Origin of the sequence: Turicibacter sanguinis (assembly GCF_013046825.1) — a bacterium.
Lineage (GTDB): Bacteria > Bacillota_I > Bacilli_A > MOL361 > Turicibacteraceae > Turicibacter > Turicibacter sanguinis.
On the sequence record NZ_CP053187.1, the window covers coordinates 1,346,943 to 1,362,138 of the forward strand.

The 15,196-nt window shown below is 32.6% G+C and carries 15 protein-coding genes and 1 riboswitch; of the genes, 13 read left to right on the forward strand and 2 right to left on the reverse strand.

The genetic code is table 11. The features are described from left to right. Positions 1-188: 188 nt before the first annotated feature. The 3 genes from HLK68_RS06620 (at position 189) to acpS (ending at position 2,591) form a co-directional block, all read left to right on the forward strand. Positions 189-476, forward strand: coding sequence for a co-chaperone GroES (locus tag HLK68_RS06620; protein WP_009606167.1), 288 nt, complete (start codon positions 189-191; stop codon positions 474-476). A gap of 46 nt (positions 477-522) precedes the next feature. Next, positions 523-2,139: a chaperonin GroEL gene (groL, locus tag HLK68_RS06625; RefSeq protein ID WP_006783498.1), complete on the forward strand. Its 1,617-nt coding sequence runs from the start codon at positions 523-525 to the stop codon at positions 2,137-2,139. Between the two features lie 101 nt (positions 2,140-2,240). Then, complete coding sequence (acpS, locus tag HLK68_RS06630; protein ID WP_006783497.1) at positions 2,241-2,591, forward strand: holo-ACP synthase; 351 nt, start codon at positions 2,241-2,243, stop codon at positions 2,589-2,591. 35 nt (positions 2,592-2,626) lie between these two features. Here acpS and HLK68_RS06635 read toward each other — a convergent pair whose 3' ends face one another. Next, the gene (locus HLK68_RS06635; RefSeq protein WP_006783496.1) at positions 2,627-2,827 is read right to left on the reverse strand and encodes a DUF378 domain-containing protein; all 201 of its coding nucleotides are present in this window, start codon (positions 2,825-2,827) and stop codon (positions 2,627-2,629) included. A 132-nt stretch (positions 2,828-2,959) separates the two neighbouring features. On the opposite strand from HLK68_RS06635, the gene HLK68_RS06640 reads away from it, so the two are divergent. Beyond that, positions 2,960-3,958 carry a LolA family protein gene (locus HLK68_RS06640; protein WP_006783495.1) on the forward strand — a complete coding sequence of 333 codons (999 nt, stop codon included), beginning with the start codon at positions 2,960-2,962 and terminating at the stop codon, positions 3,956-3,958. A gap of 37 nt (positions 3,959-3,995) precedes the next feature. On the opposite strand, the gene HLK68_RS06645 is transcribed toward HLK68_RS06640, so the two are convergent. Then, positions 3,996-4,322, reverse strand: coding sequence for a hypothetical protein (locus HLK68_RS06645; RefSeq protein ID WP_006783494.1), 327 nt, complete (start codon positions 4,320-4,322; stop codon positions 3,996-3,998). A gap of 134 nt (positions 4,323-4,456) precedes the next feature. Between HLK68_RS06645 and HLK68_RS06650 the strand changes: the two genes are divergently transcribed. The 9 genes from HLK68_RS06650 to HLK68_RS06690 all read left to right on the forward strand — a co-directional run bounded on the left by HLK68_RS06650 (position 4,457) and on the right by HLK68_RS06690 (position 15,158). Further along, positions 4,457-5,137, forward strand: coding sequence for a response regulator transcription factor (locus HLK68_RS06650; RefSeq protein ID WP_006783493.1), 681 nt, complete (start codon positions 4,457-4,459; stop codon positions 5,135-5,137). A gap of 2 nt (positions 5,138-5,139) precedes the next feature. Beyond that, on the forward strand, positions 5,140-6,540 hold the full coding sequence (locus HLK68_RS06655) for a sensor histidine kinase (RefSeq protein WP_006783492.1): 1,401 nt from the start codon (positions 5,140-5,142) through the stop codon (positions 6,538-6,540). Positions 6,541-6,695: 155 nt separating this feature from the next. Further along, the gene (locus HLK68_RS06660) at positions 6,696-7,853 is read left to right on the forward strand and encodes a pyridoxal phosphate-dependent aminotransferase (RefSeq protein WP_006783491.1); all 1,158 of its coding nucleotides are present in this window, start codon (positions 6,696-6,698) and stop codon (positions 7,851-7,853) included. Positions 7,854-7,980: 127 nt separating this feature from the next. Next, positions 7,981-9,885, forward strand: a complete 1,905-nt coding sequence (locus HLK68_RS06665) for an N-acetylmuramoyl-L-alanine amidase family protein (protein ID WP_009606166.1) — start codon at positions 7,981-7,983, stop codon at positions 9,883-9,885. Positions 9,886-10,182: 297 nt separating this feature from the next. Continuing rightward, positions 10,183-11,328: an MGDG synthase family glycosyltransferase gene (locus HLK68_RS06670; RefSeq protein WP_132942951.1), complete on the forward strand. Its 1,146-nt coding sequence runs from the start codon at positions 10,183-10,185 to the stop codon at positions 11,326-11,328. Further along, positions 11,309-12,127 (forward strand): RecX family transcriptional regulator, encoded by an 819-nt coding sequence (locus tag HLK68_RS06675; protein WP_132942952.1) that lies wholly within the window; start codon positions 11,309-11,311, stop codon positions 12,125-12,127. Before HLK68_RS06670 ends, HLK68_RS06675 begins: the two co-directional genes overlap by 20 nt. 45 nt (positions 12,128-12,172) lie before the next feature. Then, entirely contained in the window at positions 12,173-12,880 is a 708-nt protein-coding gene (locus tag HLK68_RS06680) for a GntR family transcriptional regulator (protein WP_006783487.1), read from the forward strand. Positions 12,881-12,948: 68 nt separating this feature from the next. Beyond that, a riboswitch (FMN riboswitch) is annotated at positions 12,949-13,064 on the forward strand. Between the two features lie 206 nt (positions 13,065-13,270). Then, complete coding sequence (locus HLK68_RS06685) at positions 13,271-13,897, forward strand: ECF transporter S component (protein WP_009606160.1); 627 nt, start codon at positions 13,271-13,273, stop codon at positions 13,895-13,897. Between the two features lie 82 nt (positions 13,898-13,979). Beyond that, on the forward strand, positions 13,980-15,158 hold the full coding sequence (locus tag HLK68_RS06690; protein ID WP_238843645.1) for a sugar ABC transporter substrate-binding protein: 1,179 nt from the start codon (positions 13,980-13,982) through the stop codon (positions 15,156-15,158). Positions 15,159-15,196: the final 38 nt, after the last annotated feature.

Below are 15,196 nucleotides of genomic sequence, written 5' to 3' on the forward strand. Positions count from 1 at the left end.
TTTTTTCATTTCTCGACAAGTAGCATTTTAATAATTGGAATGCTCAATAAAATTAAGCATATTTATGGAAAGAGTGACTATAATAAATAGGAATTTGGTTTTTATCTATTGCCAATATTTATTAGTATTTGTATAATCAACACAGTAGCACTCTTACATCTTGAGTGCTAAAACGAGGAGGGAACATTATGTTAAAACCACTGAATAATCATGTTGTACTTGAAGTTGTAGAAGTTGAACTAACAACGGCAAGTGGAATTATTCTTTCAAGAGAAGCTGCAAAGCCAAGTCATTCTGAAGGTGTTATTTTGGCTGTGGGAGAAGGGCGTATTCTTGATAATGGACAACGTTTACCACTTGATGTTATGGTGGGACAACGTGTTATCTATAATGGATTTGGTGGAACTAAGGTCAACCATCAAGGGAAGGATTTAGTGATTGTTTCATCTGAGGATATTTTAGCAATTGTTGAATAATTGATATTAAAATAGTTTAAATATAGGTGATAAGGGAGGAATTTTAATGGCAAAAGAAATTTTATTTGCTGAAGATGCTCGTCGTGCGATGATTCGTGGTGTGGATAAGTTAGCTGATACAGTAAAAGTAACGCTTGGACCTAAAGGAAGAAATGTAATCCTTGAGCAAAAATTTGGAGCACCTCAAATTATTAATGATGGGGTTTCGATTGCAAAGGAAATTGAACTTGAGGATAAGTTTGAAAACATGGGAGCTCGTTTAGTGGCTCAAGTAGCAAGTCGTACGAATGATGTAGCAGGTGATGGGACAACGACGGCTACGGTTTTAGCACAAGCTATGATTCGTGAAGGAAATAAAAATATTGTAGCAGGTGCAAATCCAATGACGATTCGTCGTGGAATGGAACGCGCTGTTAAGGTTGCGGTTGAAGCATTAAAATCGGCTTCTAAACCGATTGAAGGAAAAGAATCGATTGCTAATGTTGCAGCTATTTCTGCAGCTGATGAGGAAATTGGTAAGTTAATTGCAGAAGCAATGGAACGTGTTGGAAATGATGGTGTGATTACATTAGAAGAGTCTAAAGGATTCGAAACAACAATGGATATTGTTGAAGGAATGCAATTTGATCGCGGATATTTATCATCATATATGGTAACTGATACAGATAAAATGGAAGCAATTTTAGATAATCCATATATTTTAGTGACGGATTCAAAAATCTCGACTTTACAAGATATTTTACCAATTCTTGAACAATTAGTTCAAACGGGTCGTCCAATGGTGATTGTGGCAGATGATGTTGAAAATGAAGCGTTGGCAGCTTTAGTTGTAAATAAGTTACGTGGAACATTTAATGTTGTAGCGATTAAAGCTCCTGGATTTGGAGATCGTCGTAAACGTATGCTTGAAGATATTTCAATTTTAACGGGTGCAGAGTTAATCACTGAAGAGCTAGGATTAGAGTTAAAAAATACAACTCTTGATCAATGTGGTCATGCAGGACGTGTTATTGTAACAAAAGATCATACAACGATGGTTGAAGGTGCCGGATCACAAATTGATATTCAAGCTCGTATTGCTCAAATTCGTGCAGAACTTGAAAATACAACGTCTGAATTTGATCGTGAAAAATTACAAGAACGTTTAGCAAAACTTTGCGGTGGAGTTGCGGTTATTAAAGTAGGTGCTGCAACTGAAACAGAATTGAAAGAGCGTAAATTACGTATCGAAGATGCGTTAAATGCAACACGTGCAGCGGTTCAAGAAGGAATTGTTGCTGGTGGTGGAACAGCCTATATGAATATTTATAATGAAGTAGCTCGAATTGATGCTAAAGGTGATGAAGCGACAGGAGTTAAAATTGTTTTAAAGGCATTAGAAGCTCCAGTACGCCAAATTGCTGAAAATGCAGGAATCGATGGATCAGTTATTGTGTATCGATTAAAAGAATTAGAAACTGGATTTGGATATAATGCGGCAACTGATGAGTTTGTTGATATGTTCAAAGCTGGAATTGTTGACCCAACAAAAGTAACACGTTCAGCACTTCAAAATGCGGCAAGTATTTCTGCTTCATTCTTAACAGCAGAAGCTGCAGTTGTTGAAATTGAAAAGCCACAGGCCGCACCTGCAATGCCTGAAATGGGTGGAATGCCATACTAATTATTTAGCTTTATAAAAGAGAGAATCAATTGTTTGATTCTCTCTTTTTGTATAAAGTTAACATGAGGTATAATAAAAGAAAAATACAGGGAGGATCTGAAATGTTGAAAGGAATTGGAACAGATATTGTTGAGATTAATCGTATCAGTTCTTTAAATCATAAAGAAAGATTTGTTAAAAAGTTACTAAGCAATGATGAGTATCAACTATTTTTAAATTTTAAATCTGAGAAAAGACAACATGAGTTTTTAGCCGGACGCTGGGCAGTAAAAGAAGCGTTATATAAGGCTCTTGGAACTTACTGTGATGGCAAATCATATACTGAGTTTAGTATTTTAAATGATGAAAATGGAAAACCATATTTAGATAAGCCTCAGTTAGAAGACATTCATTTGAGTTTAAGTCATTGCGAACAATATGCAGTGGCATTTGTTGTTGTAGAATCAAATTAAAACCAGTTGCCTATCAGTGCAACTGGTTTTAATTATTAGTCATTTCTACTAGAGAAGAGTAGAGCAATATTTATAAGTCCTGCGATTCCAACTAATCCATAAATAACTCTTGAAATAATTGCTGTTTGCCCACCAAATAAGTAAGCAACTAAATCAAATTCAAAAAATCCAATTAGTCCCCAATTTATTGCACCAATAATTGTTAGAACTAATGCAATACGCTGAATAATAGCCATCTTCGATGCTCCTTTCGTTTTGAATATTATTAGTATTTAATTAATATGGTAGTTTTATGTATTAGAAAGCATAAATTAAATATCGAATTCATATTATTTATTGAAATGAACTTAATAAAGAGGTGGATAGCGATGAAGAAATTATGTTTAGTGTTCGCAGTAATGCTTACCGTGCTATTAGCAGGATGCGGAGAAATGTCACAGCAAGACGTCGTAGATAAGTTAACAAGTAATCTCGACGATGCGAAGTCTTATTATGCAACTGGGGTTATGGAAGTTGATAATAATGGACAAATGTATCAATACAACGTAGAAGTGGCTTACCAACAACCAAATTACTACAAAGTAACATTGAAAAATGAAACAACTAACAATGAACAAATCATCTTAAAAAATGACGATGGAGTTTATGTTTTAACACCAGCGTTAAACAAACAATTTAAATTCCAAAGTGATTGGCCATTATCAAGTTCACAAGTGTATTTATATCAATCATTATTATCAGATATCTTAAATGATACTGAAACTTCATTCTTATCTGAAGACGATTGCTATACATTTGAGACAGTAGCTAATTATCATGGAAATCGTGATTTAACAACACAAAAAGTGGTGTTTGATAAAAAATCATTAACACCAACTGAAGTGTATGTGATGGATGCGGAGGGAACACCACGCGTTTCAATGAAATTTACATCATTCAAATTTAATGAGGATTTAGCTGATGGATATTTTGATTGTCAACAAACAATGGAGTATTCTCAAGAAACAATGGGCGAAGGTGTAATTAACACATTAACAGGTGAATTGTATCCTTCATATTTACCAGAGGGAACAACTCTTTCAAATAAACAATCAATTGAAACTGAAATGGGTGAACGTATTATTATGACGTTCGATGGAGATAAAGACTTCACAATGATTCAAGAACCAGCTTCTTATTCAGAAACTGGTAATCTTGAAACAGTGGCAGGAGAGCCTGTTTTAATTAACGGAACAATTGGAGCTTTAAGCGACAATTCAATTACTTGGGTTGATCGTGGAGTAGAGTTTTTCTTAGTTTCTGAAACATTAGAAGAAGATGAATTAGTATCTGTTGCTTCTTCTATGACTAGTTATTTTGAAAAATAAGAGTTAAAAGAAGGACTGCCTAGGCAGTCCTTTTAAATTAATTAAATAAGTTTGAGAGATAGTTAATTAAATCGAATTGAAACAAGTCGTTCTTTTCAATAATTTTACAATTTGGAAAATCAGTTTGCAAGGCTTTAATATAATCATCATCTTTTTCTGATATGACGATTTCACATGTATTGTTAACAGAATGAGATGTCATTTCGGTTGAATAAGAATTAGAATAAATTTGATTTTGCTGATGACTATTTATTTTTAAATCTTTTGAGTGCAGTTGATAGAATATGATGCAAATAAAAAGGATACTACTAATAGATAAGATATAGCCAAGTATCTTTTTAATTGGATATTGATTGTTTTTCATGTTGAATACTCCATTCTGAAAAAAAGCTATATATTATATTAATAAAAAAAACTATGTTTTTCGTGTGTACAAAATGTATTCATTTATGTTAAATTTTAAATAGATTATTTTGTTCACTATTGGAGAGTGTTGAGATGAGTATTAGATATAAAGTATTAGTAGCAGAAGATGAAGTGAAAATTAGAGAGATTTTAGTTGATTTTTTAGGCGATTATTTTGAAGTAATTGAAGCGAAAGATGGGGAGGAAGCTTTACGTTTATTTCATTCACAACAAATTGACTTAGCATTATTAGATTTAATGATGCCAGGAAAAGATGGCTTTTCAGTATTAAAAGAGATTAGATCGGTTTCTAAGGTTCCAATTATGATTTTAACAGCACGTTCAAGTGTTGAAGATCAAGTGAAGGGTTATGATTTAAAAGTTGATGATTATATTACTAAGCCTTTTGAAAATAAAATTTTATTAGCAAAAATTAATCGATTATTGGCTCGTACGAATGAGGAAGATGAAGTAACAACTTATGAGTTAGCTTTTGATGGACTTGTCGTTAATAAGTTATCACGTACAGTACGTATCGATAATGAGTTAATTGATTTTAGACCAAAAGAATTTGATTTACTTGTCTTTTTAATTGAAAATCATCGTATTGCACTAGATCGCGATCGCATTTTAGATGCGGTATGGGGGATTGATTATTTTGGCGATACTCGTGTAGTCGATACACATATTAAAAAAATTCGTAAAAAACTAGGAAATTACGCACGATATATTCATACTGTTTTTGGGGTTGGATATAAGTTTGAGGTGATCTAGTTTTGCGTTTAGCGACTAAAATCTTTTTATTATTATTCGGATTATTTTTTGCGACGATTAGCTTAGATATTGCGGCTCAATATTATTTTTATGATTTTGCTTATCCAAGTTATAAACAAAATCAGATTTATCAGTTGGTTTATGAAATTAAAGAAGATATGCTAAATATTGATTTTTATTCGCCGGAGTTTATTTCATATTTAAATGATGTGAAGGATAATCATTTAGTAGAGTATGATATTTATAGTCCGACGACGACTCAACTGAATTTAGATCGATTAGCTGAGAATGATATTTTCTTTGAATCTTCTAGAGTTGAGAATGTGACGTCATTTCATTATTATACGACGGTAACGTTTAAAGAAGGTCAACAATTGATTTTAAAGTTTACCTATTCATTACAAGTTTTAGGTGAGATGTTAGCCGTTTTTACAAACTATTATATTTTTATTTTTATGATTTTAGCAATTTTAGTTTTAGTATTTGCGATTTGGTTAACCGAGCATATTACAAAGCCATTATTGCATATGAAGCGGGTTACAACGAATATTGCGAATATCGATTTTTCTGAGAAGTGTCAGGTTAGTTCTGATGATGAGTTAAAGGATTTAGCAACAAATATTAATGTGATGAGTGATAATCTTCATAATACGTTAAGTGAGTTAAAGGCAGCTAATGAAAGACTAAAGGATGATATTGCAAGAGAACGTGAATTTGAGCAGATGCGATCTAATTTCTTTGCGACGATTTCACATGAATTAAAGACGCCGTTGACGATTATTAAGGGGATTGCGAATCGCGTTAAATCAAAGCCTTTGACTAAAGATGAGATGACCGTTCAGGTTGATTCGATTATTGAAGAAGTCGATCGTATGACGATGATGGTTCAGGATACGCTTAACTATATGCGAATGGAATCGAAGCCGGATGAGTTAGATTTAAGTAGTTTTAATTTGAAGATGTTGGTGGAGCATGTTCATAAGAAGATGAGTCATTTAGCTGAGGAGAAGCATTTAAATGTGTTGACTGATTTAGATGATGTTTATGTTGAGGCAGATTCTGATCAGATTATGACCGTTGTAATGAATCTTTATTCGAATGCAATTCGGTATACTTCTTCTGATGAGGCGATTTATATAACGATTGAGCGTTATGATAAAACGGCACGTTTTGAAATTGAGAATACAGGGATTTTTATTCCTGAAAATGAGTTAGATTTAATTTGGGAGCCATTTTATCGTTTAGAAAAGTCTCGTAATCGTGATAGTGGTGGAACAGGACTTGGATTATTGATTGTGAGTAAGATTTTAGAGTTGCATCAAAGTAATTACGGCGTGATCAATACGGAGCGGGGAGTTAAATTCTATTTTGAATTAAATATTGATCCTGATTTTGATGAATAATGAATCTAAAATTGATGCTCAGTTTGAGTCTTAAATTTCATATCAAGTTTGTATAATGTAGTTAACATTTTAAAAAAATAGTCATGAGCATGAGCTTATGACTATTTTTTGTTTTTGAGTCATATAGTTTAGTTATAGAGGAGGGAGATAAATCAATGAAGATGAGAGTAAATAAAAGGTTGAATACGGTCCATCCTTCGATTATCAGGGAAATGAAGAATTTAGCAGATTCCTATGATGATGTCGTTGATTTTACACTTGGGGAGCCTCATTTATTTCATGAGACGTATGAGTTAATCCGCAAGGATTTACATCGTCGTTTGTTAAAAGATTCGTTAGGGTATGCGAATTTTTTTGGAGTTCCTGAGTTGAAAGAAGCACTGTTAGCATATTGTAAGGAAAAATTTCATCAAGAGTATACGATGGATGAAATGATTATTACAAACGGTGTTTCAGAATCGATTAGTGCTGTTTTGAAGGTTATTCTTGAGGAGGGGGATGAGGTAATAGTTTTTAATCCCTCATTTGTACTTTATCAAAGTAATACTGAGATGAATGGTGGTACAGTTGTTCCTTACGATATGTTATCAACAAGTATGAGAATTGAAAAAGAGAAGTTATTAAGTTTGATCACAGATAAGACGAAGGCTATCATTTTAAATTCGCCTTGTAATCCAACAGGAAAGTTGATGACTGAATCAGATTTGGCATGTATTTATGAGTGCATTAAAGATAGACCGATTTTTGTGATTTCTGATGAGATTTATAGAGAGCTTTTGTTTGATAATCAAGAGTATCCATCTATTAGTCAATATCATGATTTGCGTAATCGATTGTTTGTGATGAATGGTTTATCGAAGTCTTTTGCGATGACGGGGTGGCGAGTTGGGTATGTGATGGGACCGCGTCACTATATGAAATTAGTTGGGTTGGTACATCATAATATGGTAGCATCGGTTAGCACGGTTTCTCAGTATGGGGCTATCGAGGCTTTAAAGCATCCGGAGATTTTGGATAATATTAGGTCTTATTATAAGAGAAATCGTGATTATGCATATGAGAATCTGAAGCCTTATTTTAAGAATATTGTTAGACCTGATGGAGCTTTTTATTTGTATTTAGATGCGAGTGAGTATGGATTGTCTTCAAAGGAGTTTGCGATTAAATTATTAGAAAATGAAAAGGTGGCACTTGTTCCAGGAATCGCATTTGAGGTAGAGGATTCTGGCTATGTTCGTTTATCTTATTGTTGTGATTATAATGTTTTGAAGGAAGGGATAAGAAGAATTCAAAATTTTAGAAATATCTTGTAAAAACACGTATGATTTCCTTTTTTGTGATAAAATATTGTCGGACTTCATTTGATTAGGTAAGATTATTGATTTTTAGAAAACACTAATTGAAGTAAAAAAAGAGATTGTATTTGAAAGAGTGAAGAGAATGACAAATTATCAATATAGAGGAAATACATATAGAAAGAAGAGAGTAGTAAAGCGAAGAAGAATTAATAAAGTACGTTTTAGTATTTTTATTTTAATTTGTTTATTGCTTATTTTGAGTTTATTCTTTGGTATAAAAGCTTTGTTAACAGATAAGGTACTGGTTCAGTTCGGGATAACAAATGATTTAAATGAGGAAGTAGGAGCTAGTTCATTTAATTTAACGATGAGTTGGGAAGCATTAGATGTAGAGCAATATAAAGATATTGTTATTAAAGTCAATGATGAAGTGTATCAGTTAGATTCAAGTCAAACGACATTTGAAGTTGAACTTGGGCAACCTGAAACAGCATATCATATTGAGTTTAAAGCAAAGAAAAAAGGGCTAGCCTTTTCGAATACATTGAAAAAGACGATTACAACACAAAAAGATAATCAACGATTTACTCAATCGATTGAAAATTTTTTGATGGATGACAATGGGCTGACGTTTGATCATGTTTTAAATCAACAAGAACTAAAAAGTTTAAATTTAAAATCATTAAGCTATCAATTAATTTCTTCTAAAGAAGAAGTGTTAGAATCGTTTATTCCAAAGGAAATGAATAAAGAAGGGGATACGCTTCGTATTAAAGTTGAGATTCCAATTGTATCTTTAGAGGAATATCATGCTTTATCTCTTGTTTTTAGTGGGGAACAATCAGGGGTTATTTTTACATCAACTGTTCAAGATGAAGATGCTAAAACAACACTGAATCATTCAACTCAGGGTGCCTTAACGCCAACATTTGAAGGGAAAGATTTAATCCTAATTAATGAGCAATTAGAGCATTATGATTATGTTGAGCATAACTTTTATGCAGAGTCATTACATGTTAAGGTGAATACGCCAGCTGAAACGATTGAAACTTATCAATTAGTTAATCATGAAGGTGTAGAAGTTGTTAATGAAAAGTATGAAAGTGAGACAAATAAAGGAATTCAGTTAGCAAATTTAGAAGCAGGGCGATATTATTTATATTTTAATAATGAACCGATTTATACACATGACAAAGTGTTTGATGAATGGTATACGATTCAAAGAGATGGCATTGCAAAGCATATCGAAGTTAAGACGTACCAAGGAATGCTAGCTATTGATGTGAAAGATGTGACTGAGTTACCAGAGGATGTCTATGATATTTTAATAGATCCAGGGCATGGTGGATTGGATACAGGAACAGCATTCAATAATTTATTAGAAGCAGAAGAAGTACTTAAAATTGCAAACTATATTACGTCTCGTTTAGAAGATCATGGATTGAAAGTTAAGATGACGAGAACGGAAGATCTAGATCCAGCTGGAAAAGGAAACTTTGATTATAATGAATCTCCTTATTATGAAGAGGGGCGAGTTGAACAGGCGTATCAATACCAACCTAAATACATGATTTCAAATCATTTAAATTCTTATGATAAATCATTAGAAGGGTTTGAAGTTTATACGCCAGTTTCTGCGACCAATGAATGGGGAGAACTTGTAGCTTCTGCTTTAACTGCAGCAGGTCAGGGTCCACGAGATTCAGAAAAAAGTGAGTTTAGAGTGTCAGAGGGATCTTATAAAAAGTACTATTTATGTAAAGATTCTGACTATGTAACGACATATGGTTGCCAAAATGATTATATGGATTATTTATATATTATTCGTGAAACAGGTGGAAAAGCGACACAAGCTTCTACTTTATTAAAGTATAATGATAATTATAAAGCTATTCCAAACTATGGTCCTGAAACCATGTTAATTGAATATGCTTATATCGATAATGTGAAAGATAGCAATGAATGGAAGGCTAATTATGAGAAGTGGGGAGAAGCTGTGGTTAAAGCGACACTCCAATATTTAAATGTCCCATACAAATCAAAATAATAAAAAGGGGACCTTTAGATACTGGAGGTCCCCTTTTTATCAAGTTAGTACTGAATAAAAATAGGATAATCAAATGATAATTGATTATAGATTAATAAAGATTAATACGTTATTAAATATTGAGATGGTTTTATTTTCTGAACTAGTTTAAAACTTAAAAATTCTTAAGAAAAAAGAGTTTTTATGTCTAAGAGTGGTAAGCTAAAGGAACAATATAGATACAACTATTAATTTGTGCTATTATATTGATTAGTCTTTCAACTTTAATATTACCTAAATAAAGAAGGAGAGGGAAAAATGACTCGTTCAACGAAAGTATTAATATTAACAGCTCCGTTTGGAAGTGGGCATTTACAAGTTTCTAGCGCTCTAACTGAAGAGTTTATGAAACATGAAAATGTAATTGTAGAGGAATATGATTTATATTCTGAAGAATTTCCGACTTTATCAAAAACTTTACAAAAGGCGTATTTAAAAACATATAAACCAATTGGAAAAGATCTTTATCGTATGTTATATTACGGTTCAAGCTATGCTATTCATGATTCAATTCATGCTAAAATTTTAAAACCTTATTTAGAATTCGGAATTCGCTCACTTCGCAATAAGATTAATTCGTTTAAACCTGATGCTATTATCAGTGTGTTTCCGGTAACGTCTTTATACACACTTGAAGAAAAGGGATTTAAAATTCCCATTTACACAGTTATTACTGATTATTATGCTAGCGGATTATGGTTGTATAAAGGGGCTCGTCGTCATTATGTTGCAAGTAATAAAATGGTTGCTTGGGGCGTTGCAAATGGACTTTCTCAAAACCAATTCATGTTAACAGGAATACCAATCAATTCTAAATTTTATAAAAAATATCCTAAATCTGAAATCTATGAAAAATATCAGTTAGATCCTAATAAACGAACGGTTGTCGTTTCTGCTGGAGCATACGGTGTTGTTTCTCATGTTGATGAGATTGCCACTCGTTTAGCATCACAACCGGAGATCCAAGTTGTAGTGGTTTGTGGAAACAATCATAAAATGTATGAGAAAATGATGGAAGTTAAAGCCAGTTACGCTAACTTACAAGTGTTAGGATATTGTAAAGAGATGAATGAACTCTTAGATATCGCTGATTTAATGGTGACTAAGCCGGGAGGTATTTCATTAACTGAAGCCGCGGTAAAGTCAGTCCCGGTTATTTTATATAATCCTGTTTATGGGCAAGAACTTGAAAATGCCCGTTATTTTGAAGAAAAAGGAGCATCTGTCATCGTTTCAAGTGAATCTGAGTTAATTTATCATGTACTCATTATTTTAAATGAAGAGGGAATGCTTGAAGAAATGAAACAGAATATTAACCAATTATCACGTCCTTATTCTGCTAAGAATATTGTAGAAGATGTGTTAAAAGATAGTGAAGAATATTATGAACAACAAGTGTTATAAAGTTTTAAAGCTTGAGCATTTAAAAGGATTAGACTATGAAGTTACGATTTTAGATGAATCAGGATTAACTCAAGTTTTAGCGGTTCATGAAGAGATTGTTTTAAAATATCGATTAGTAGCGGGAAAGGAATTAGATGAAGCGATTTATGAAGAGCTTCAATCGAAATTAGATTTAGGACGTGCTTATCAGTACGCCTTAAATCTTTTAAGTCGTAAATCTTATACCACTGCAGAAATTTATCAAAAACTAGAACTTAAAGAATATGAACCTTTAATGATTAAAGAGGTACTGGAGCGTTTAACGAACGTTGGATTATTAAATGATGAACAGTATGCTATATCTTATATTTCGCACCATTCGATTATGGGGAAAAAGGGTCCAGCTGGTATTTCTCAGGATCTATTGAAAAAAGGAGTTTCCTCTCGTTTAATTGACAAGCATTTGAAATTATATGATGATGACACTCAGCTTGAAAATGCAATGAAATTAGCAAATCAGGTGCTTAAAACTAATACGAAATATGGTCCACATTTTATAAAGCAAAAAGTATCTCAGCATTTAATGAATAAAGGATTTAGTCGCTTTGTGATTGAGAAGGCGATTAATCAGATTGATTTTGAAGATGAAGACTCAGATCAACGCATTTTAGTTAAAGAAATGGAAAAGTTATTTAGAAGACATCAGGCATTAAGTGGTTATGATAAGAAAGTTAAAATTGTAAATGCCCTGATGCGTAAGGGATTTAACTATGATGATATTTCGAGTAGTTATCAACAATTAATTCAACAAGAAGAGTAAGGAGACTTTTTAATAGTCTCCTTTATTTGGTAAGAGGGATGAGTTATGGCACAACCAGCATATTTAAAGGTTAAACTACTTATTGAAGAAGAAATTAAATCATTGGTACCGAATGCAATGATTCAATCAGAACGAGATTTAGCAATGAAGTATGATGTTTCACGTATGACAGCACGAAAAGCAATTGAGGAATTAATTAAGGAAGGAAAGCTTTATCGTAAGGAAAAAGTGGGAACTTTTGTAGCAGATAATAAATTACATGAGCCTGTAGCAGAGCTTGTTGGATTTACATCAGAGATTATTAGTAAGGGAATGAAGCCACATACTAAAGTTGTTGATTATGATATTATAATTGCAGATGAACGTATTGCTCATCACTTAGAAATCAAAGTTGGGGATAAGGTGCATAGTTTGTTAAGATTGCGTATGGCAGATGATAGACCCATGACTTTAGAACATAACTATATTCCATTATCAGTGATTAAGGAGTTACCTCGCTCCGTGATTCATCGTTCGATTTATGCGTATTTAGATCAGGAGTTGAATGTTAAGATTGCGTCAGGAACACAAATGGTAACAGCGATTAAAGCTGATGAGTTGGTAGCGGGGTTACTTGAAGTTCCGTTAAATGATCCATTGATTTATATGGAGTTGACGTCTGTTTTGATGAATGGGCAGGTTTTAGAGTTCGTTGAAACGTATGCGAATCCACAAAATTATAAGGTCATGATTCACTCTAGAAGAAAATGGTAGGTTTTGGTGCGTCTGACTTGACAGTTTTAATGGAGTGGGCTACAATAAGCGTGTAAATTAAAAAACTAATAAATCTTCGAGGCAGGGTGAGAGTCCCTACCGGCGGTATTAGCCCGCAAGCCGAAAGGTTGATCTGGTGTGATTCCAGAGCCGACAGTGAAAGTCTGGATGGGAGAAGATTCGTTTTTGATATACTCTTTTTTAGAGATATCTCACGAAGATTTATTACGTGAGATCTTTTTTATTTTTATAGCTATTTTGAATAGGGATTAATAAATACTATTAATAGAAATTTGTTTTAGTAATAGAATTAATACTTATCTAAGGTACAACTATATTTTAAAAAGGATTTTACGAATATTTACAAATCTATCTTTAGGAGGAGAGTATATGAAAAACTCAAACAGTATTTTTAAGAACACAAAAAATTTAGTTTTACTTGGCGTTTTAGCGGCATTAGGTGCGATCTTAATGTTTATTGAAATTCCATATCCACCGGTACCATTTTTAAAGTTTGATCTAAGTGAATTAGTCGTTTTATTAACAGTTGAAATTTTTGGTTTATGGCCAGCCATTTTATTAGCAGCGATTAAGTCTTTAGTTCATGTGATGATAATGGGGCTTACGACTCCATATGGAATTGGTGTGATTACAGCATTTATTGCTTCAACAACGATTGCTTGTTTATATGTATTAGTTAAAAAGTATATCGATGGAGCAAGTTTCATGAAGAAAGCTCTTCGCTTTTTCTTAGTGATTGCAGGATTTAGTGCAGTTTTAACAATTTGTAACTACTTCTTTATTACGCCAATTTATTTCGGGAATTTCTGGTTTACACAGATTAGAGAGTGGACAACGTTAAGTTCATTTATTCCGGGGCTATCATTTGATTTAGGATACGGTGCAGCGATTGCATTTGTTTATATTCCATTTAATGCTTTAAAAGGATTATTAGTTTTAACGGTATATGAGATTATTGCGCCACGTTTAACTTCAGCGCTTAAAAAGATTAAATAAATTGTAAACTCCGAGGGGAAGTCTTTAGACTTCCCCTTTTTTTTGATATAATTAGATTAAATGGAAAACAAAGGGTGATTGAGTGAAAAAGTTTATCTATATTGTTTTTTTTATTATGGGTTCAGTGGGTTTATATCAAAATATTAATCGTTTAGATTTATTAGAAGAAGATATTTTAAGAGTTTGGGTAAGTAGTGATGAGTTTAAAGTCTTAAGTAAATTAAATGAGCAATTTGAAGAGAATTACGGAGTGAAGATTGAGATGAAAATTATGACCTCTGAACAAGTCGTTTCTAATCTTCCATTATATGTTGGAACTCCTGATTATCCGGATGTAATTACGTTATCCCATACCTTAATTTCTCAGTTGGTTCAAATGAATGCATTGAGTCCAATTAGTGATATTTTTGAGGAATTAAATATTTTACCTGCTGTTAAATCAGGCTTTAAATTTAAAGGGGAGTATTATGGGGTACCTTATAATGCGGATACTGATATTTTATTTTATGATAAGTTGAAATTTCCAGAGGGTTTAAGCTCATTTAATGCGTTAGACGATTATTCAGATGTATCGTTAGTTATTGATTATCAAGATATTTATCATATAACACCATTTGTGACTGGTTTTGGGGGATATACGGTTGGGATTGATAATTTTGGAGATACGAATTTTTATGATATTGGATTAAACAAAGAGGAATCTATTTTAGGCTTATCGATGATGTTACAACTATTAGAGCCAAGTGCATTTTATAATAATGAAGGGGATATTTACAAATCATTCCTTAATAGTAAAGCCAATTTAATGATTGCACCCGCTAAGTTAGTTAATTCACTAAGTGAAAGTTATGATAATTTAGGATATCAAGCAATTCCTAATTTTAAAGAAGATGTTTTACCATATACGTATATGAAGATTGATACGTATCAATTAACGAAATATAGTCAAAATAAAGATTTAGCAAAAGAGTATTTTAGATTTTTATTAAGTGTTGATGTAGCTACTGCTCGTTATGAATATAATCGTTCCATTGCACCGGTTGATTATGAAGTCCCAATTTCACAGGATGAGTATTATACGGTTGTAAAAAAACAGTTGCATCGATCTTTACCACTGCCGAATCAGTCTGAATTTAATTATTTATATTTACCTTACAAAGAAGCCGCTAAGGAATTTGTATCAATGCCCGATCAAATTCAATCTATTTTAGATACAGCAGTTAGACAAATTGATGATCAAATTGAAAGCATCTTAAAATAGTTATGGCTTATTAGTCATCTCTTGTTTACAGGAGGTGG

Coding starts and splice junctions, on each gene's coding strand:
- HLK68_RS06620 (WP_009606167.1), top strand. CDS start 189: ATGTTAAAACCACTGAATAATCATGTTGTACTTGAAGTTGTAGAAGTT.
- groL (WP_006783498.1), top strand. CDS start 523: ATGGCAAAAGAAATTTTATTTGCTGAAGATGCTCGTCGTGCGATGATT.
- acpS (WP_006783497.1), top strand. CDS start 2,241: ATGTTGAAAGGAATTGGAACAGATATTGTTGAGATTAATCGTATCAGT.
- HLK68_RS06635 (WP_006783496.1), bottom strand. CDS start 2,827: ATGGCTATTATTCAGCGTATTGCATTAGTTCTAACAATTATTGGTGCA.
- HLK68_RS06640 (WP_006783495.1), top strand. CDS start 2,960: ATGAAGAAATTATGTTTAGTGTTCGCAGTAATGCTTACCGTGCTATTA.
- HLK68_RS06645 (WP_006783494.1), bottom strand. CDS start 4,322: ATGAAAAACAATCAATATCCAATTAAAAAGATACTTGGCTATATCTTA.
- HLK68_RS06650 (WP_006783493.1), top strand. CDS start 4,457: ATGAGTATTAGATATAAAGTATTAGTAGCAGAAGATGAAGTGAAAATT.
- HLK68_RS06660 (WP_006783491.1), top strand. CDS start 6,696: ATGAAGATGAGAGTAAATAAAAGGTTGAATACGGTCCATCCTTCGATT.
- HLK68_RS06665 (WP_009606166.1), top strand. CDS start 7,981: ATGACAAATTATCAATATAGAGGAAATACATATAGAAAGAAGAGAGTA.
- HLK68_RS06670 (WP_132942951.1), top strand. CDS start 10,183: ATGACTCGTTCAACGAAAGTATTAATATTAACAGCTCCGTTTGGAAGT.
- HLK68_RS06675 (WP_132942952.1), top strand. CDS start 11,309: ATGAACAACAAGTGTTATAAAGTTTTAAAGCTTGAGCATTTAAAAGGA.
- HLK68_RS06680 (WP_006783487.1), top strand. CDS start 12,173: ATGGCACAACCAGCATATTTAAAGGTTAAACTACTTATTGAAGAAGAA.
- HLK68_RS06685 (WP_009606160.1), top strand. CDS start 13,271: ATGAAAAACTCAAACAGTATTTTTAAGAACACAAAAAATTTAGTTTTA.